This window comes from Psychrobacter sp. R86515 (assembly GCF_042466315.1).
Lineage (GTDB): Bacteria > Pseudomonadota > Gammaproteobacteria > Pseudomonadales > Moraxellaceae > Psychrobacter.
In genome coordinates this window covers 1,118,463-1,136,720 of the sequence record NZ_JAXHCC010000001.1, presented here as the reverse complement: position 1 = coordinate 1,136,720, position 18,258 = coordinate 1,118,463, and the positions used below count along the sequence as shown (strand labels likewise).

The following is an 18,258-nucleotide window of genomic DNA, read 5'->3' as shown; positions in this document are numbered from 1 at the left end:
TGAGTGAAAGTCAGCGCTATATTGACTATAATGACTATAATGAATTTTTCTCACCTTAGCGGTTAGGTTATATTATGCTTGAGCTACGTCATCTTAATACGTTAACCGCGCTACGGGCGCATGGTTCACTTGCAGCAGCGGCGGATGAGCTACACGTTACTGCCTCAGCCGTTTCGCATCAATTAAAAGAGCTTGAGAACTATTACGACATCAGCTTAGTCAATCGTCGGACACGCCCGCTTAGCTTTACGCCCGCAGGTAAAGCAGTATTGGCATTGGCAGACAATATCCTACCGCAAGTTACTCGCACCAAATCTAACCTTAAACGCTTAGCGCACGGTCAAGCAGGTAGATTACGCCTAGCATCAGAGTGCCACAGCTGCTTTGATTGGCTCATGCCAATACTTAACCACTATCGCCGTGAATGGTCGGATGTTGAGCTAGACTTTGCCACAGGGTTTGAGCCTGAGCCGCATCATCTATTGATGGAAGGTGATATTGATCTGCTTATCACTACCAGTGATTTACCGCTCGACGGTATCAGCTATCAGCCATTGTTTGAATATGAGAGTCGTTTGGTGCTTTCACCAACGCATGATTTAGCTGCTCAGAAATTTATTGAACCTGATGATTTGGTTAATGAGACATTGATTGCCTATCCCGTAGAAGCCAAACGTCTCGATATCATTGCTAACTTTATGACGCCAGCACAAGTAAGCTTTGAGAGTGTTCGTACGACAGAGCTGACCGCGATGCTGATTCAGTTGGTTGCCAGTGAACGCGGCGTAGCAGCATTGCCTGATTGGGTGGTTGCTGAATACGAGAAAAAAGGTTGGGTCGTCTCGCGGCCACTAGGAGAAGGTGTGCATTGTCAGCTATACGCCGCGACGCGTACCTCAAGTAAAGATACGGCGTATATGCAGGGATTTGCCAGTTTATTGGAAGGGATTGTAAAGCCAGTTTAATATTCCACTGTTTATTATATTTTTTGGTTATCAAATATCGTTCACTTTCTTACGTTATGATAGGCGTTGGGGAAAATAATGGTTCTCTAGTGAGGACTTGAATGTTTGGCTGTGGGCTAATGGTATCAAGGTTTTAACTTTTTGATATAGCCACAGTGTACTTCATGGTGTACCTATCATACATGTTCTGTCTATGGTCAGTGCGCTACATAGTAGCCATACTCAATATTTACTTTATATTGCGGTTACTTTAAATTCGTCACTGTAGTTTCTTACTTTCTTGGTCATGATAAACTCCGATTAATACGCTTAGTTTACCAAGTTTACTTGTACGGTTTCTTCAGCATAGCTCATAAGGATGTAAATGATGAGGAAAATATTTAGGAATAAGCTCGTCGTTTATTGTTTGATTGCACCAAGTATAGGAGGCTTTATTTTTATATTGTATATATTGCTCACAACACAAATGAATAAAAATTTTTATACTCATAATGATTTATGGAGTGGTCTTTTATTTCCTTTACTTGGGTCACCTGTTTTAGGTTTAGTGTATTGTGTTCCAGCTTTTATAACTTATATTTTTTCAGAATTATTATTCTTTTTAAAATTTAATAATAAAGCAACAGAGGTAGGACTGATCTTAATTTTTGGAGGAATAGTATCTATGTTATTCACTTTGATAGTAATTCCTTACTCTAGTCCGAGCTTGAGGTTAATGACTTTTTTCATTGGTATTATTTGTTCTGGAGTGGCTGAATATATTTCATATTATAATAGATCTCTTGCGTAAGTTGGCTTTATCCATTAGAAGTCAATAAAATGGAACCTTTACAAGGAATCTTGTAAATCATCTAAAAATTATCAGTAAATATTTTTGTACTTATCGATTCAAAGTAAAGATTGTAAATTAGGGTATACCCCAGTGGAACCAGCTAATTCACCCCTCAATCCCATTAACAGACCACTTAAAACAGACTGTATTTTTGGAACTACTTATAACAGACTATTAAACGATTAATATTTATCAACGGCTATAAAACTAGCTTAAAGAAATAAAATCCAAGCGCGGTTGCCAATAAGGTTAATCCAACATGTAAGCCGATGAGCGCTAAACCTGCCAGCAGCCGCCCGTCATGGATAAAGCCAAACACCTCTGCACTAAACGTACTAAAAGTCGTCAATCCGCCCAAAAATCCTGTAATCACGAACACGCGTATATGATCGGATAGATTGCTACCCATGCGCTCAAACCATACTAGCGCGAGCCCTATCAGCAGTCCGCCTAAGATATTGGCGCTCAGAGTACCGAGTGGCACCCAACCGTGCAAGGCATTAAAACGCGATAACCAAGCTCGCAGACAAGCACCAAATGCTGCGCCCAAACCAATAGCAAGCCACTGCATAGACTGTCCTTAATTCATATAAACGTGTTGGACCAAATGCTCATTTATACGGCTGGCAATTCTGTCATCGGCCAACGCGGAATACAGCTAACGGCTAAATCATCAGACTGTCCTGCTTGCAAGCGCTCAAAACCTGCATAAGCAATCATCGCGCCATTATCCGTACATAGCGCAGGCGGTGCATAATGAACCGTCGCATTGATCTTAGCCAGTTCCGCTTCTAACGTCTCGCGCAGATGAGTATTGGCACTGACCCCGCCTGCAATTACTAAGCGGCTCATATCTGCTTGCTTAAGTGCTTTGACACATTTTTTCACTAGCGTGTCAACCACTGCATGCTGAAAACTCGCGGCAATATCAGCACGAATCTGTGGATCACTATCAGCGCCATTACCCGACCCTCCTGAATGTGGCGTATCCTTAATCAGATTATGTACGGCTGTTTTCATACCACTAAACGAAAAGTCTAGACCGCGATGTAGCATTGGTCTTGGTAGTGCATAGGCATCAGGGTTGCCATTTTCTGCCAGTTTGGCAATATTAGGGCCGCCAGGATAAGGCAGGCCTAGCATTTTAGCTGCTTTATCAAAGCACTCACCCGCCGCATCATCTATCGACTCGCCCAATATCTCATATTGTCCAACACCGTGAGCAGCAATCAGTAACGTGTGCCCACCAGATACTAGTAGCGAGACAAAAGGAAACGCCGGAGGGTTTGCACCCATAAGCGGTGCCAAAAGATGGCCTTCCATATGATGAATACCGATCGCTGGAATATCCAAACCATATGCCAAGCTACGTCCAAATAGTGCGCCCGTCATCAATGCACCAATTAGACCAGGTCCTTTAGTATAGGCAATCGCATCAATGTCACTTTTTTTCATATCGCACTGCTCGAGCAGCTCATTGAGTAACGGTACTAGCTTACGAATATGATCACGACTAGCAAGCTCAGGCACAACGCCGCCATAAAGGGCGTGCAGCTCAATCTGAGAGTACAGTACCTGCCCGACCAAACCTTGGTTGTCGCTATTTATTTGCTCACTATCAAAAATCGCCAGCCCCGTCTCATCACAAGAGGTCTCTAAGCCCAATACTTTCATACTTTTGCCTTTATACTTTCGTTTTCGTGCTATTTTTGTCGCACTTTTATCTTACATCATTTTGAGAAACTGGATAACTATAGTCAAAGAACTCTAAAATGGATACAAGGCAGCCGACTGCAGATTGTACAGGTAGTACATCTAAGGAGGGTAACGCCGTAGCGGTTTAGTAGTTCACCGACTATAATACAATCAGCCACACACTATCTCGAATTCGCTTGATACAGCTGTATATTCTCAGACTGGCATGACAAAAAACGTGCATAAAAAAACCGTCATTGTCAGTCACAATGACAGCCAGTTTAGCAAATTTCAATAGCTAACATACTCTATATATACCGTATCAGCTTACCGACGCTAGCATATAATCAACAGCCGCTTTGACTTGTGCTTCGGTCACACCATTTACTGCTTGCGCTGGCATTTTATTAAAGCCTTTAGCCGAGTGCATATACAGCGTTTCTTTGTCTTTAGTTAGACGAGCTGTCCAAGCCGCTGTATCACCATACTTTGGCGCATCGAGTAAACCTGCAGCATGACAAACCTGACAGTTTGATTCATACAGTTTAGCACCTGCATCTGCTGCCAACACTTCAAGCTCAGAATCAGTTTCAGGTGTTGCCACTGCCTCATCTACTGTGTCGGCAGACTCTGTTGCTGCTTTTGATTCTGTATCTGGCTCAATCACAGACTCAGGCGTCGTACCCTCGGCTACAGCTGTTTCTTCTATAGCGGTAGCAGGCTCATTGGCTACTGCAGACTCTTCAGTAGCTGTATTATCACCGCTACAAGCACTCACTGCAAATACCACGCTCATGCTGATTACAGACAATTTCAGTTTGTTCATATACGGTTGTATATCAATCATGGTTTTACCCTTACTTAGTCAGTCTGCAATCAATTAGTGATGCGTTATATCAGCTTAAATTACTTACATATACGACCAACGACTGTTTAATAGTCCATTGAGCTAATGGTCAATTCAGCACGAAGTTACTCGGCAGTGGCTGCAGCTGTATCGTCAGTAGCCGCCATATCAGCGCTGTCAGTAGGAGCAGCGGCTGTATCCGAACTATCAGTAGCTGCTGCTTCTGCAGTATCAGCGTCAGCCGTTCCTGTTTCAGCAGTAACTGTACCATCAGCTTCTGTACCCGCTGCATCAGCCGCTGGCATTGGTGCTGTCTCTGGGAATTCCATTTCTTCAGCTGGTGGCGCATTTTTGATGGCAAGCTCAGCAGCTTCGTCAACGCGATCGATTGCCATTACTTCTTCATGCTCTTCGCCGCCACTACAAGCGCTCACGCTCACACCTAAAGCTATGATAAGTGCGGTGCTTAATGCCGTGTTAAATACTGTTTTTTTCATTCCAACATCCTCAATAAAATACACACAAAACGGTTCATAGGCTTACTAGGGTCTATTGAACTTTCAAATGTGGTGCTGGCAGTCACTATTTTTTAGACAATATGCAGTGAAATTGTTGAAGCCTAGTCATTCTAGGTTAAATTATTTCGCCATATATTGGCAAAAAAGAGTACTGCCCTCCACTCGAGCACAGCTCTTGCCTTGCGAACGGGCAAAGCAGTGCTTTGCTCGATCCGTTCTCAAGGCTGATGCTAAAATTACCCCAACCGTTGTTGAAAACCTAGCTAAGGTCTCGACATTATCGTCGGTTTTCGCCTAGTTTGGGGTAACTTTAGCCATCAGCAGCCCTAATATTTGAATGTTCAATAGACCCTATAATATGGGAATTATCATAGCATAAACTCCAATCAAACCGTTATAGACGGTAGGGATTTTTTATTGATAAAGCGTTGTATATATGTCGAATTCATAGTTTGTGAGCCAAATTCAAATAGCCATCTAATTGAATACTCTATCCGCAATAAATGCTTAAAATCATTGACTTTGTTGGTATTTTTTATTAAAATACGTGCCCTTACGCTAATGCGTGAGAATTGTCCTAGTTTGAGCTGATGCCTGTAATCTTGAGATATTACGGCTAAATACTAATACACAGCCAAACTAATGCCCTTATATCTCATCCTAATCGAGGAGTCTTCATGCCTGCAGTTAAGGTTAAAGAAAACGAACCAGTTGATATCGCTATCCGTCGTTTCAAACGTGCTTGTGAAAAAGCTGGTGTATTATCAGACGTACGTAAGCGTGAGTTTTATGAAAAACCAACGCAAGTACGTAAGCGTAAAAAAGCTGCTGCCGTAAAGCGTTATAAGAAGAAGTTACAACGCGAAACTATTCGTACCACTCGTATGTACTAATCAGTAATCTGATTAGCTAAGTACAAGCGCTACACTAACGCCACTGTTATCAATCGATATCAGTGGCGTTTTTTATGCTACAATTTTTGTTATTACTGCTGACATAATTTTTTATTAAAACCACTATCAGCAGGTTTTGTTCTAAAAATTTAACAAACAACCTCTAACGAATAGCATTTAACAGATCGATAAGGATAATAGCAGTGAGCCAACTTAAACAGACGTTATCAGACAATATCAAAGTTTCAATGAAAGCTCGTGAACTTGAGCGCGTCAAAGTACTGCGCAATGTACAGTCAGTAGTGAAACAAATCGAGATTGACCGTCAGACAGAACTTGATGATGCGCAAGTATTAGAAGTTTTGCAAAAGCAGCTAAAGCAGCGCCAAGAGTCACTAACTATCTTTACAGAAAATGGCCGTGATGACTTAGCCACAAAAGAGCAGTTTGAGATTGATATCATCAACGAGTTTATGCCGCAGCAAATGAATCAAGACGAGATCATGGCATTGGTAAATGCTGAAATCGCTGAGCAAGGTGCGACGTCTATGCGCGATATGGGTAGCGTCATGGGTGTGTTGAAGAATAAAACAGCTGGCCGTGCTGACCCTGCTTTGATTTCTAAAATGGTCAAAGACGCGCTACAAGGCTAGCACTTGCTATTGATTGGCAGGCTAATCTGTACAAATAACCGCCTAAGGCTTAAAGTCTTTGGCGGTTTTTATCGCTTTGAGTTCTGCATTAATATTGGCCAATAACGGACGCGCACTATTGGCCTGATCTGTAGTTTGCAGATTTTCCGTCAATTGTTTGGCCTGTGTCAAAGAGGTCAGCGCACTCTCATAGCGTCCATTCCATAGCTGATCATAACTGCGATAGCGCAATGCATTAATCGTCGCGATATTGGCTAATTGTGGTGAAGTGGTGGTCTTAGCAAGTTTTTCATTGGCAAGTTGCAAGCTTTGCCATGCATAACGATCGCTTGGCTGCTGTTCTGTTAGTGGCTTCAACAGCGCTTGAGCTTTTATCGGTTGATTGCTATTAGTCAGAGCTTCGGCTAGATAAAGGCGTAAGTCACGGCGCTCAGGATATAGGCGCTGTTGGCTCTCTAAAACATCTACGGTTTGTTGCCATTTGCCTTGTTCACTCAGTAGCTGACTGTGGGTAATCGACAATAGAGGCTCTAAATTTTGACGCTGCGTGCTTGATAACGCATTTATCTCAGCCAATACCTTATTAGCATCTGTAAAGCGTTGCTGCTCTCCATACCAATGCATTAGCGCAAGTTTGGCTCCAAGACTGTTTTTAGCAGCTGTTGTCAATGTGACTTCTGACGCATGTTTACCAGTCACTTGCACACGCCAATACAGTAAATCAAACAGTGCTTGATGGCGCTGCTGTTGGCTCAATGAGAGCGCTGGATACTGTTGGGCGCGACTCTGTGACTCGCTCAACCGCTCATTACTCAGAGGATGTGAGCGTACAAAGCTCGGTAAAAATTGATTCTCAGCTTGGTTTAACTGACTCTGCTGATTCATCGTGGCAAAGAACCGTGGCATCGCCCGAGGATCATAACCCGCTTGGGTCATAATCTGCATTCCTACTCGGTCAGCCTCACGTTCGTTACTACGGCTAAAGGCCATGCTGCTATTCATAGAGGCTGTCTGACTGCCCATCATCACAGCCGCAGCGGCATCACCATCGACAGCTGAGGCAGCAATCGCAGCTAGCATACCGCCTAGCTGCATTAGCAAGGCTTTTTTACGTTCATCAGCGCCACTTTCGTAGTGCCGTTGACTGATATGCGCGACTTCATGCGCGACGACGCTCGCCAGCTCATCCATGCTACTAGCTGACAGTATTGTTCCAGTGTTGATACCGATTACGCCACCAGGCGCTGCAAAAGCATTGATACTGGGGTTATCAATGATAACAACGCCAAGTGGTGCTTGCTGACGAGCTTGGGCATTGAGACGCCATGTCATGTCTTTTATCGTTTCTTGTACCCAAGGATCATGTTCCATTCTGACACGGCCATTGATATTCTGTAATGACCACTCGCCAAGCATTTTGTTTTGATATTGCTCAGCAAAGCTCAAGCCTTGCCCGCGCAGATTTGGTAGATCTAGCGTTTGCGGATCTGTGACTTGCCACGAGCTATCAGCCAATGGCAGCGTTTGGCTCTCACGACTATGTGCACCGCTGGCTATGGCTAGTAGCATTATTGACAACCCTATCTTGATACTATTTGGCACAGCTACACTCATGAAATGACGTTTACCTTTTTGCTTAGATAACATAAGTGGCAAGCCTACAAAGCTTTTGGCTACTAAAGATTTGTTGCTGTTGGGTCGCTTCGTTCTATTAGCCTGGTACAAGTGCATATCCTATAAGATGATTGACGACGTCTTTTCGACTATACGAGCTTGTCTATATAAGGTCAATTATACAATGAACTTAACTACCAATAACTTAGCCACCCGTCACGATTGCGCAACATGGCTGTGTAATTATTCATTGGGTCATTATTTATGCAGTAAGTCTCAATCGTATAACTACTAATAGGCCAATTGCTAATCGTGTAACTCTTGGTTATATGATTCTAGTGAACCGAACGCAGCGTTGATTATATTCAACTGCAACTATACATTGTCTATTTGGTATAATAAGCAGCAATGATAGTAGGTTGAGGTGAGTGTTATGACGACCTCATAATTTATGATTGATAGATTATGTTCGTACTCAATATCAGAGCCTATTGCTAATAAAACAAATTAAAATATAGATATCTACAAGGTTTAGGTTATGCCCGCTGCTAGTGAATTAGTCGTCGAACGTGTATCGCATTCTATACAGTTATCAGCGAATTTGACTGATGCACAGCAGAACGACATTGCGAGTTTACTAGAGCTGCTACTGACTGAAAGTCATAAATCAGATGATGTAGCTACAGCGCAATCTGAACTAAATATAAAAGGTTTCGTTGATGGACGCGGTCTTGCATGCCCGATGCCACTATTAAAAACTAAAGTGGCATTACGTGACGTAAAAGCTGATGAGTCGCTGTATGTGGTTGCAACTGACCCTAACTCGCAAGCTGATATCACAGCGTTTTGTCGACAAAGTCAGCAATCACAATCGGCAGATTATTTGAAGCTAGTGGTCAATGAAGTTACTGACCATTCGTCAGTTGATGGCACATCATTACAGCGTTTCGCTACAATATATCACTTCATCATTACCAAAACTGATAGCAACTAAGCGCTGCTATCCTTTACAATTAAATCATAAAGATTTTTATCTGACTATTTGCTTAACTATTTAACCAAGGTCAAGAATATGGCTAATACTTCTACTGATGCTGTAAATACAAATAAAAAAGATAGCTCAGCTCCTATGAAAAACGATGCACGCGATGCTGCATTAAAGGCCGCTGCTCAGCGACCACCCTATGACGCGAGTGCATTGGGCAATACCAGTACGCGCGACTTAGTACCAGCTATGCCAACTCACCTGTCAGCGCCAGGGGTCAACTTGGGTGCGTATATCAATACTGTCCATCAGATCCCTATTTTGACGCCGGTACAAGAGCAGGAGTTGGCTCATCGCTATTATGATGAAGGTGATGTCGAAGCCGCTCGTCTACTGGTGATGTCGCATCTACGTTTTGTAATTCATATCGCACGTAGTTACTCGGGTTACGGATTGCCGCAAGCAGATTTAATCCAAGAAGGTAACTTAGGATTGATGAAAGCAGTCAAACGTTTTGACCCGAATAAAGGCGTACGTCTGGTGTCCTTTGCCGTACATTGGATCAAAGCTGAAATTCATGAGTTTGTGATTCGCAACTGGCGTATCGTCAAGGTTGCGACTACCAAGGCTCATCGTAAACTGTTCTTTAACTTACGTAGCCTTAAGAAGACTAACAATCAGCTGACACTAGAAGAAGCGGATGCTATCGCTAATGACTTGAATGTCACGCGTAAGCAAGTGTTAGAGATGGAGTCACGTCTAACCTCTTATGATGCTTCGTTTGAAGCACAATCAAGCGACGATGATGATGGTCGCTATGCCCCTCAGCTATTTTTGGAAGATGGGATTGATCCAGCTGAGCAGTTAGAGGAAGCGGATTGGGAAGAAAACAACTCATCAGCACTTATCGCTGCTATGGGTACTTTAGATGATCGTTCACGCGATATCGTCGAACAGCGTTGGTTATCTGAGCAAAAATCCACCTTGCATGAGTTAGCTGCAGTTTACTCTATTTCAGCCGAACGCGTCCGTCAGATCGAGAAAAATGCTATGGACAAGATTCGCGATGCGATGACCATTGATAGTGTGATTCTGCCAGATGATATCCAGTAGCCTTAAGATGATACGAGTTGTTCAATGTTAAATTGGATCGGTATTGCCGCAATTAATATGGCTATTGCTGTTGCTCTGGGCGCGTTTGGTGCTCATGGTTTAGAAGGCCGCGTCAGCATCCAACAGCTTGAATGGTGGCATACGGCAACGCTGTATTTGTTCGTACATGCGCTAGGATTATTGCTTGTTGGCTTACTGATTCGTTTGAAATATATTACTCAGACAACCGCTTGGTTACTACAAATTGGTATTATGATTTTTGCTGGTAGTTTGTATGCAATGACGCTTGGTGCACCGCGTTGGTTCGGTGCGATTACGCCTATTGGCGGTGTTCTTATGATTGCAGGTTGGCTATGGTTAGCCATTTCCGCCTTTCGGTTGAAGGACTCAGTTAGTTGAGCTATTTAATAGTTATTGTAATTTTTAACTCTTTGCATTAGCTGCGACAAACTATCAGTAACAAAACAAAAGATACGTAGTGAATAGCGGATAAACAGGAATTTTAAAATATTAAGGAGTATTTAGTATGAGCACCATTAGTGTCAATGGTAAAAGCTTGCAAACCACTCATCAGACTGTGCAACTGGTTATCAATGAGCTTGGTCTTAGCCAAGGTCGTTACGCTGTAGAAGTCGACGGCGAGTTGATGCCAAAGAGCGAGCTTGCTCAACTGCGTATCGTAGAAGGTATGAATATAGAAGTAGTACAAGCCGTCGGCGGTGGTTAATAATGTTTAGATAGATAAGCTTGAGCTGACAGTTAGCTTATTTTCGTTCTAAGCTTACCAACTAAGTTTACTAATGCTAAAAAAGACCTCAACGTATTATACGTTAGAGGTCTTTTTTTATGTCAATTACAAACTAATGCGCAGCTACTTATAAATTTTTTATTCTCTTAGTCTACTTTCACTAGCTTGTAACGATAGTGTTCAAATTTTTAACCTCGAACTATGCTGCTGGTACTGCTTCTGCAGGGGTTAGATCCTGATAGCGACTATCGCGTCCTGCACCCTGAGTCTTTTTGCGCTCTTGACGGGTTTTATACTTACGTACTTGTCTATCTAGCTTGTCTGCCATCTCGTTAATGGCTTTATACATATCATCTTCATACGCTTGGACAAACATTTCTTGACCCGAGACACGCATAATTGCTTCAGCTTTATGGCTCTTTTTACCGCCATCGCTAGCACCGCTATTGTCTAACGATAAAATCACTTGAATACTTTGTATCTGATCAAAGTGACGCTCTACTTTTTCAAGCTTCTCGCGTACTGCTGTGTCCATAGCTTCGGTAACGCTGATATGATGACCACTGATAGAAACATTCATATTGTTGTCCTTTTATTTGTAACTTACAATCAACAGATGAGGTAGCATTCTTGCTCTTATCATCCTGCCTTACCACCAACTACACCAATGCCTCTAGTAATGTGTCGACGTATCCTTTTATCGTCTCCTTTATTAGTTGTAAATAAATACTATAAATCGGCACTTGGGTTTCGTTGTTGGTATGACTCTAATTTGTCATGAAAATCGCCAAGTAGCAAGCTGTTAAATTGTAATTAAGTGTAACAATACCTATTATTTCTACTTGGTTTCTATATAATCAAAAAATTTTATTTTTTATATCTGTACTACCCTATACAGACAGGTAGCCATTAAGCTTATAGAAAGATGAACTTAGATAGTTAGTATTTCTGTTTACGCTGAGTAGACGAGCCAATATTCATTGCTTCACGATATTTGGCGACGGTTCTTCTGGCTATATCGATACCATCTGCTAACAGCTCATCTTTGATACGACTATCTGATAAGGGTTTTTTGGGATCTTCGTCAGCGATGAGCTCTTTGATCATGGCACTGATAGCGGTCGATGAGATATCTCCATCAGCACTACTTACGTGAGATGAGAAGAAGTGTTTCAAAGAAAACAACCCTTGCGGCGTCAAGATAGTTTTGCTGGTAGTAAGGCGTGAGACCGTAGACTCATGCAAGTCAACTTCTTCAGCAATGGCCTTTAATATCAGGGGCTGCATAGCGGTTGCACCATGCTGCAGGAACTCTTGTTGATAGCGTACAATGCTAGTCGCTACTTTGAGTAGGTTTTGATTGCGCTCTTCGATACTACGAATAAACAGCCGTGCATCGGTGAGGTTTTCGCGCAGATATTGATTGTCAGGGCTGTCATCGCCACGCTTGACCAAGTTGGCATATTCTTGGTTTACGCGTAGTTTTGGTAAGGTATCTGGATTGAGGCGTACATACCAGCCATCCTCTTCTACTTCAGAGTTACTTGTCGCCTTATTTTTTCTAACAGGGGTGACCAACACATCTGGAATATCATAGCTCTCAGGCGGCTGGGCATAGTCGGGCTGGCTAGACTGAAACAGTAGCCCTGGCGAAGCGTTTAAGGTACGTAGTAGCGTAAGCGCAGGTGTGATGTATTCTGGAGCAAGCCCTGTGCGTTCTGTCAGTGCTTTAATATTATTACTGACCAAATATTCGCTCGCTGATAGCAGCGCTTGGGCTTCTTGTAGATATTCGGTGTGGGCATCTAGCTTAGATAGCTGAATCGATAAGCATTCACTTAAATTACGCGCCCCTACGCCAACTGGATCACAGGACTGGATAATACGTAATACCGTCAAGACCTCTTCTTTCTCAACGCGCTCATCCCATTGATAGAAACTTGCCATCGTATCAAAGCTCTGCAGCAGCTCCTCTATATCAATTCGAATAAAGCCCATATCATCCATAGAGTCTATCAAATACTCTGCAATCAGCGTATCGGCCTCTGATAAACGCTTAAAGTTCAGCTGCCAGCGCACATGATCTTGAATGGTGGACGAAGTACCGCCTTGGTAACTATCGAAATCTTCATCACCCCTACTATTGCCAGCGCCTGTTGCGGTAGAAGCATAGTTACCCGTGTCAAAGCTACCTATATCAAAGCTATCGGCATCAGAACTGCTGTAGCTATCTACATCTATTGCACTATCATCGATATTGGGCTGTTGAAGCTTATCCAAACTATCACTGAAGCTATCACTACTATCGCTGCTGTACTCTGTACTGGTAGTAGGTACTGAGTCGAATGAGTCACTGCTACTTTGATTCCAGCTATCAAGCGTCAACGGCTCGCTCCACTCCTCTATTTCATCGTCACCACTGTCGTATTCGTCATCATTTTCGATACGTTCAAGTAATGGATTACTATCTAGCTTTGCCTGAACCTCTTGTGCGAGCTCAAGACTAGAGAGCTGCAGCAATTTTATGGCTTGCTGCATTTGCGGGGTTAGCTTTTGTGAGTTGCTCAGCGTGGTCGCCAATCCGAACGACATACTCATGGGCGGCTTATTGCACTCCGATCTTAGTGATATTGTGTTTATTCTGTCAGTAAAGGTAACGACATAAATCTTATCAGGACATGACGATAGCATTTTTTGCCACAATTTTGCTATGATAATTTATGTTTTGTCCGGATACGTTTGGTTTGCTATCGCTAGTAAACTATCATCTTGGCAAGGATGAGCAACCCATAAATACGAGCAGTCTGCTCATTACCGCGAAAATATTATAATAAATAAATTACGGTAAATGGCCAATACAGCTCACACCCAATAGGAATATTGTCATGAATTCAAGTAACCACCAACTTAACGTCGCTGCTATTCAAATGAACAGTCAGCAGAATGTTGAGGATAATCTAGCAGATATCAAAGCCGCCATCACAGACGCACAAGCTCAAGGTGCTAAGCTCGTTGTATTGCCTGAGAACTGCTGTAGCATGGGACAGCAATCTGCTACTGCTGAGCGTTTTGATGATTTATCAGCGACGATAGCAGACTACGCCCGCACCGCTGGTATCCATGTACTAGCAGGCTCGTTACCCTGCCATTATCGCCCTAATGGCACTGTCGTTCCTGATGGTAGATTGCGCCAAGTGAGCCAGCTGTTTGCACCAGATGGTACCCGTGTCGCACGTTACGACAAGATTCATCTGTTTACCGCAACTGTAGCCGATAAGCATGGCAGCTATAACGAAGCGGCGACCTTTGAGCCGGGTACACAGACTGCAATTGCGCCATTAGCAGTAGGCAATACAGTCTATCAGCTCGGCATGATGGTATGTTTTGATTTGCGCTTCCCAGCATTGGCGCAGCGTCTGCGACAAGCAGGTGCTGAACTATTGAGTGCCCCTTCTGCCTTTACGTACTTGACTGGGCAAGCGCACTGGTCGTTGTTATTACGGGCGCGTGCTCTAGATAGTCAATGTATGGTCATTGGCGCAGCGCAAGGTGGTGATCATCTTTATAAAGATGGTAGTACTCGTCAAACATGGGGACATGCAGCTATTACAGCGTTTGATAGTAGTGTTATCGCAAGCTATGACGATAGCGAACTGGATAAACAATATGCCATCGTCATGGCGTCATTAGACAAGCAAGCGCAAGAGCAAGGCCGCCAAAAACTGCCTATCTTTGATTGCCATCGTTTGGCGTAGATTATGAAATACAGTAGACAGTAGATTGCGTGCCTAATTGCTAGGACAAATCTTCATTTTGAGCATGAGTTGCTCGTGGATGCGCGCGATCATAAACCTGCGTTAATTTTGCAAAATCAACGTGGGTATAAATTTGCGTGGTGCTAATATCACTATGCCCGAGCATCTCTTGTACGGCGCGCAAGTCGCCACTGCCTGACAGCATATGTGATGCAAAACAATGACGCAATAGATGGGGATACATGTTTTGGGCAATACCTGCGCGGGTGGCAGCGACTTTTAAACGCTGCTGCACTGCCCGTGTTGATAATCTGGTGCCGAGCTTTTCACTGATGAATAATGCGCTATCCATCTGCTCTACCCAAAGGTTACGATGCGGCAGGTAGCGACTAATCGCTTCTGCAGCCTTTATCCCTAATGGTACTAGGCGTGTTTTATTACCCTTACCCGTGACGCGTACCCGTAACTCAGACAAATCCACATCTGCCATATCGAGTGCAACCAACTCGCCAACTCGCAAGCCACTACTATAGAGCAGTTCAAACATAGCTTTGTCACGCAACCATAAGCGCGCTTGCTCTGGTGTATCAGGGATCTCTTGATCGAGTAGCTGAGTCAGTAAATCGACATCAGCGATAGAAGGCAGCGGTCTAGGACTACGCTTAAGCTGATAGCCAGTGGTTGGGTTGATACGTGCTAGCGCTTCTTCAATCATCCAACCATAGAAATGCCGAATCGCAGACAACTCTTGCTGAACACTGGCAAGCGCCAGCTTATCTTCATCAAGGCGCTGACTGATATGCTGGGCCAATTGGCGCTTATCACAACGTGTCCACGTCAAACGCTTACCACGTAAAAATAACGCCAGCTGGTTTAAACCCGCGAAATAAGCAGTCAAAGTATGCGGCGAGTGATTACGTACCGATAAAGTATTTAACCAACGATGCACTGGTGCTAGCAGCTCTCGTAACGCTGTGTCCGACTCTATAGTGGCTGCCAGCTCAGTAGATAGCCAAGGTGCTGAGCTCGCAGCCTGACTGTCTTTATCAATGGACATATTAGAACCATCCTTGGCATTTATACGATTGGCCTAACAACAGTTATCAGCCTTCAGCATTGGGTTTAAGACCTGCTTGTGCCATCAGGCCATCTGGACTAAATACACCTTCATAGACAAAAGCGGTCGGACCCGTCATCGTAACTGAATAGCCTGGCTGCCACTTGATAATCATACTGCCACCATATAGCTGTGCGCGAACTTCCTCACCCTCATCAAGCCAGCCTTCACGTATACCAACGGCTACTGCTGCACACGCGCCGGTACCACAAGCTTGGGTCTCACCCACACCGCGCTCGTACACACGTAGACGAATGTGTCGCTGATTCATCACTTGCATAAAGCCCACATTGACGCGGTCTGGGAAGGCAGGATGCGATTCAATTGCTTTGCCTAAAGTCTCAACCTCAGCATCAAGTACGTCATCGACTTTTATCACAGCGTGCGGGTTACCCATATTGGCAACGTACAGCTGTACCGGTGTACCATTTACATCAAGATGATAGGTATTTTGGATTTTGGTCGTCGCTCTTGGGCTAAACGGAATCTCATCTGGCTCAAATTTAGGCTTGCCCATATCGACATCTACCCAACCGTAACGATCAGTAGTCAGGGAAATAATACCACTGGCCGTCTCAACGCGTAGACGCTGCTTAAATGACAGTTTACGTGCCTGCACAAAACGCGCGAAACAACGCGCGCCATTGCCGCACTGTTCGACTTCGGTGCCATCAGTATTAAAGATACGATAACTGAAATCAACATCAGGGCGCATGGGTGGTTCGACTACGAGCAGCTGATCAAAACCAATACCTAGATGACGATCGCCCAATAACTGCACCAAATCCTTGGTCAAATCTAAGCGCTGGGTCACTAAATCAATGACCATGAAATCATTACCCAACCCATGCATTTTAGTAAACTCTATTAGCATATCTTTGATGTCCTATCCTATTTTTATGTATGCCTTATATTAGCACGCTGTCAGATACAATCATAATTATCACCACTATCAAATACCAAGTTATATATATATCTCACAACTGACCTACTTACTTAGCATTGAGCACAAAAAACCCACTGTTATCGTCACAGTGGGTTCTCTTTAATCAACAAAGCTATGAGCAAAAAGCTATTTAATTAAAGCAGCCATCGATGACCATATCAACATCAATTACCGCTTCTTATAATACTATTTACCCTGCCACAACGCTTCATCTGCATATAACGCTTCAATAGTTTCGCGCTTGCGAATAAGCTGATGACTATCACCAGACACCATCACTTCGCTAGCACGCGGGCGTGAGTTATAGTTACTGCTCATGGTAAAGCCGTAAGCACCTGCACCCGTGATGGCCAATACATCACCTGTGGCCAATGATAGTAGGCGGTCTTTTGCCAAGAAATCACCCGTCTCGCAAATCGCGCCAACGATGTCCCATGGCTGTGTACCATCTGTATCGATACCGGCACTAGGTAGTACACTTGGAATCACCGCCATCTCAGCTTGATATAAAGCAGGACGAATCAAGTCATTCATAGCGGCATCAACGATAGCAAAGTTTTTATGCTCAGTCGGCTTGAGTACGTCAACTTGGGTCAACAGCACTCCTGCATTGGCAACGATACTACGACCTGGCTCAAAGAACACAGTCAAACCAAGCTCGCTAAGTTTTGGCAATAATGCTTGGGCAAACTCATCGATAGATACAGGCGTCTCATCGATATAGCGCACACCCAAACCACCGCCCAAATCGATATGCTGTAACTCAATACCTGCGTCACGCAGGCTATGTATCAGCTCAATAACTTTATCTAATGCTGCAACAAATGGCTCTACCTCAGTCAACTGCGAGCCAATATGACAGTCAATACCAACGATGTCGATATGTGATAAATCGGCCGCTTGCTGATAGACCGCTAATGCGTCTTCGTGAGTGATACCGAACTTATTGTCTTTAAGACCTGTTGAGATATATGGATGGGTTTTGGCATCGACATTAGGGTTGACGCGTAACGAGATTGGCGCAGGCTTATCAAGTGACTTTGCCACGTCATTGATTAAAGTCAGCTCGCTGATAGACTCAACATTGAAGCAGCCAATACCTTGAGTCAGCGCATATTCGATATCACTATACGTTTTGCCTACACCTGAGAATACCACACGTGATGCTGCGCCACCTGCGGCTAACACACGCATAAGCTCACCGCGGGAAACAATATCAAACCCAGCGCCTGCCTGTGCCAAGACACCAAGCACGGCAAGGTTAGAGTTTGCTTTTACGGCATAGCATACTTGATGATTCAGACTGGCGAAGCTATCAGTATAAGCTTGATAAACGTCCAATATTGCTTGCTTTGAATACACGTAGCAAGGTGTGCCATATTGTTTTGCCAACTCATCGATACTGACCTGCTCCATATACAGTGCATCGCCGCGATAACTTAGCGCTGGCAAGTGAGCACTCAACGCTTTCGGGTCAACATATAGCCCTTGCTCAGTTTGGATAGTAACGGATTCGCCAGTAGTAGAATCGGTTAAGTCAGCAGGTAGTTCAGAATGACTCATATAAACATCTCTAA

18 protein-coding genes are annotated in these 18,258 nt (G+C 43.8%); 8 read left to right on the top strand and 10 right to left on the bottom strand.

The features are described from left to right. Nucleotides 1-74 precede the first annotated feature (74 nt). Complete coding sequence (locus SJY28_RS04835) at nucleotides 75-965, top strand: LysR family transcriptional regulator (protein WP_379543645.1); 891 nt, start codon at nucleotides 75-77, stop codon at nucleotides 963-965. A 1,031-nt stretch (nucleotides 966-1,996) separates the two neighbouring features. Here the strand turns inward: SJY28_RS04835 and crcB are convergent. The 4 genes from crcB to SJY28_RS04815 form a co-directional block, all read right to left on the bottom strand. Then, nucleotides 1,997-2,368, bottom strand: coding sequence for a fluoride efflux transporter CrcB (crcB, locus tag SJY28_RS04830; RefSeq protein ID WP_379543644.1), 372 nt, complete (start codon nucleotides 2,366-2,368; stop codon nucleotides 1,997-1,999). 44 nt (nucleotides 2,369-2,412) lie between these two features. Continuing rightward, on the bottom strand, nucleotides 2,413-3,471 hold the full coding sequence (gene tsaD, locus SJY28_RS04825) for a tRNA (adenosine(37)-N6)-threonylcarbamoyltransferase complex transferase subunit TsaD (RefSeq protein WP_379543643.1): 1,059 nt from the start codon (nucleotides 3,469-3,471) through the stop codon (nucleotides 2,413-2,415). A gap of 343 nt (nucleotides 3,472-3,814) precedes the next feature. Further along, the gene (locus SJY28_RS04820) at nucleotides 3,815-4,339 is read right to left on the bottom strand and encodes a c-type cytochrome (protein WP_341609870.1); all 525 of its coding nucleotides are present in this window, start codon (nucleotides 4,337-4,339) and stop codon (nucleotides 3,815-3,817) included. 125 nt (nucleotides 4,340-4,464) lie between these two features. Continuing rightward, on the bottom strand, nucleotides 4,465-4,836 hold the full coding sequence (locus tag SJY28_RS04815; RefSeq protein WP_379543642.1) for a hypothetical protein: 372 nt from the start codon (nucleotides 4,834-4,836) through the stop codon (nucleotides 4,465-4,467). Between the two features lie 698 nt (nucleotides 4,837-5,534). Between SJY28_RS04815 and rpsU the strand changes: the two genes are divergently transcribed. Further along, the gene (rpsU, locus tag SJY28_RS04810; RefSeq protein ID WP_010195908.1) at nucleotides 5,535-5,750 is read left to right on the top strand and encodes a 30S ribosomal protein S21; all 216 of its coding nucleotides are present in this window, start codon (nucleotides 5,535-5,537) and stop codon (nucleotides 5,748-5,750) included. Between the two features lie 203 nt (nucleotides 5,751-5,953). Then, nucleotides 5,954-6,403, top strand: coding sequence for a GatB/YqeY domain-containing protein (locus tag SJY28_RS04805; protein WP_057758141.1), 450 nt, complete (start codon nucleotides 5,954-5,956; stop codon nucleotides 6,401-6,403). Between the two features lie 42 nt (nucleotides 6,404-6,445). On the opposite strand, the gene SJY28_RS04800 is transcribed toward SJY28_RS04805, so the two are convergent. Beyond that, nucleotides 6,446-8,050, bottom strand: a complete 1,605-nt coding sequence (locus tag SJY28_RS04800; protein ID WP_379543641.1) for a M48 family metalloprotease — start codon at nucleotides 8,048-8,050, stop codon at nucleotides 6,446-6,448. Between the two features lie 505 nt (nucleotides 8,051-8,555). Here SJY28_RS04800 and SJY28_RS04795 point away from each other — a divergent pair. The 4 genes from SJY28_RS04795 (at nucleotide 8,556) to thiS (ending at nucleotide 10,842) form a co-directional block, all read left to right on the top strand. Continuing rightward, a complete protein-coding gene (locus SJY28_RS04795) occupies nucleotides 8,556-9,011 on the top strand; it encodes a sulfurtransferase TusA family protein (RefSeq protein ID WP_379543640.1) in 456 nt (151 codons plus the stop codon). Between the two features lie 240 nt (nucleotides 9,012-9,251). Further along, complete coding sequence (gene rpoH / locus SJY28_RS04790; RefSeq protein ID WP_197099889.1) at nucleotides 9,252-10,115, top strand: RNA polymerase sigma factor RpoH; 864 nt, start codon at nucleotides 9,252-9,254, stop codon at nucleotides 10,113-10,115. Nucleotides 10,116-10,139: 24 nt separating this feature from the next. Further along, nucleotides 10,140-10,514, top strand: a complete 375-nt coding sequence (locus SJY28_RS04785; RefSeq protein WP_379543639.1) for a DUF423 domain-containing protein — start codon at nucleotides 10,140-10,142, stop codon at nucleotides 10,512-10,514. A gap of 127 nt (nucleotides 10,515-10,641) precedes the next feature. Beyond that, nucleotides 10,642-10,842: a sulfur carrier protein ThiS gene (gene thiS, locus SJY28_RS04780; RefSeq protein WP_057758131.1), complete on the top strand. Its 201-nt coding sequence runs from the start codon at nucleotides 10,642-10,644 to the stop codon at nucleotides 10,840-10,842. Between the two features lie 220 nt (nucleotides 10,843-11,062). On the opposite strand, the gene hpf is transcribed toward thiS, so the two are convergent. Next, nucleotides 11,063-11,443 carry a ribosome hibernation-promoting factor, HPF/YfiA family gene (gene hpf / locus SJY28_RS04775; protein WP_057758130.1) on the bottom strand — a complete coding sequence of 127 codons (381 nt, stop codon included), beginning with the start codon at nucleotides 11,441-11,443 and terminating at the stop codon, nucleotides 11,063-11,065. A 359-nt stretch (nucleotides 11,444-11,802) separates the two neighbouring features. Next, complete coding sequence (gene rpoN / locus SJY28_RS04770; protein ID WP_379543636.1) at nucleotides 11,803-13,461, bottom strand: RNA polymerase factor sigma-54; 1,659 nt, start codon at nucleotides 13,459-13,461, stop codon at nucleotides 11,803-11,805. A gap of 287 nt (nucleotides 13,462-13,748) precedes the next feature. Between rpoN and SJY28_RS04765 the strand changes: the two genes are divergently transcribed. Then, nucleotides 13,749-14,618 carry a nitrilase-related carbon-nitrogen hydrolase gene (locus SJY28_RS04765; RefSeq protein WP_379543635.1) on the top strand — a complete coding sequence of 290 codons (870 nt, stop codon included), beginning with the start codon at nucleotides 13,749-13,751 and terminating at the stop codon, nucleotides 14,616-14,618. Between the two features lie 40 nt (nucleotides 14,619-14,658). Here the strand turns inward: SJY28_RS04765 and SJY28_RS04760 are convergent, their stop codons facing one another. The 3 genes from SJY28_RS04760 to lysA form a co-directional block, all read right to left on the bottom strand. Beyond that, complete coding sequence (locus tag SJY28_RS04760) at nucleotides 14,659-15,675, bottom strand: tyrosine recombinase XerC (protein WP_379543633.1); 1,017 nt, start codon at nucleotides 15,673-15,675, stop codon at nucleotides 14,659-14,661. Between the two features lie 46 nt (nucleotides 15,676-15,721). Continuing rightward, nucleotides 15,722-16,609: a diaminopimelate epimerase gene (dapF, locus tag SJY28_RS04755; RefSeq protein WP_057758121.1), complete on the bottom strand. Its 888-nt coding sequence runs from the start codon at nucleotides 16,607-16,609 to the stop codon at nucleotides 15,722-15,724. 258 nt (nucleotides 16,610-16,867) lie between these two features. After that, nucleotides 16,868-18,097 carry a diaminopimelate decarboxylase gene (gene lysA / locus SJY28_RS04750; RefSeq protein ID WP_379544921.1) on the bottom strand — a complete coding sequence of 410 codons (1,230 nt, stop codon included), beginning with the start codon at nucleotides 18,095-18,097 and terminating at the stop codon, nucleotides 16,868-16,870. Nucleotides 18,098-18,258: the final 161 nt, after the last annotated feature.

Excerpts from the sequence above, each read along its gene's own strand:
- SJY28_RS04835 (WP_379543645.1), top strand. The coding sequence starts at position 75 with ATGCTTGAGCTACGTCATCTTAATACGTTAACCGCGCTACGGGCGCAT.
- rpoH (WP_197099889.1), top strand. The coding sequence starts at position 9,252 with ATGCCAACTCACCTGTCAGCGCCAGGGGTCAACTTGGGTGCGTATATC.
- dapF (WP_057758121.1), bottom strand. The coding sequence starts at position 16,609 with ATGCTAATAGAGTTTACTAAAATGCATGGGTTGGGTAATGATTTCATG.
- tsaD (WP_379543643.1), bottom strand. The coding sequence starts at position 3,471 with ATGAAAGTATTGGGCTTAGAGACCTCTTGTGATGAGACGGGGCTGGCG.
- SJY28_RS04795 (WP_379543640.1), top strand. The coding sequence starts at position 8,556 with ATGCCCGCTGCTAGTGAATTAGTCGTCGAACGTGTATCGCATTCTATA.
- SJY28_RS04800 (WP_379543641.1), bottom strand. The coding sequence starts at position 8,050 with ATGTTATCTAAGCAAAAAGGTAAACGTCATTTCATGAGTGTAGCTGTG.
- rpoN (WP_379543636.1), bottom strand. The coding sequence starts at position 13,461 with ATGAGTATGTCGTTCGGATTGGCGACCACGCTGAGCAACTCACAAAAG.
- SJY28_RS04820 (WP_341609870.1), bottom strand. The coding sequence starts at position 4,339 with ATGATTGATATACAACCGTATATGAACAAACTGAAATTGTCTGTAATC.
- thiS (WP_057758131.1), top strand. The coding sequence starts at position 10,642 with ATGAGCACCATTAGTGTCAATGGTAAAAGCTTGCAAACCACTCATCAG.
- hpf (WP_057758130.1), bottom strand. The coding sequence starts at position 11,443 with ATGAATGTTTCTATCAGTGGTCATCATATCAGCGTTACCGAAGCTATG.
- rpsU (WP_010195908.1), top strand. The coding sequence starts at position 5,535 with ATGCCTGCAGTTAAGGTTAAAGAAAACGAACCAGTTGATATCGCTATC.
- SJY28_RS04785 (WP_379543639.1), top strand. The coding sequence starts at position 10,140 with ATGTTAAATTGGATCGGTATTGCCGCAATTAATATGGCTATTGCTGTT.
- SJY28_RS04815 (WP_379543642.1), bottom strand. The coding sequence starts at position 4,836 with ATGAAAAAAACAGTATTTAACACGGCATTAAGCACCGCACTTATCATA.
- SJY28_RS04765 (WP_379543635.1), top strand. The coding sequence starts at position 13,749 with ATGAATTCAAGTAACCACCAACTTAACGTCGCTGCTATTCAAATGAAC.
- lysA (WP_379544921.1), bottom strand. The coding sequence starts at position 18,097 with ATGGAGCAGGTCAGTATCGATGAGTTGGCAAAACAATATGGCACACCT.
- SJY28_RS04760 (WP_379543633.1), bottom strand. The coding sequence starts at position 15,675 with ATGTCCATTGATAAAGACAGTCAGGCTGCGAGCTCAGCACCTTGGCTA.
- crcB (WP_379543644.1), bottom strand. The coding sequence starts at position 2,368 with ATGCAGTGGCTTGCTATTGGTTTGGGCGCAGCATTTGGTGCTTGTCTG.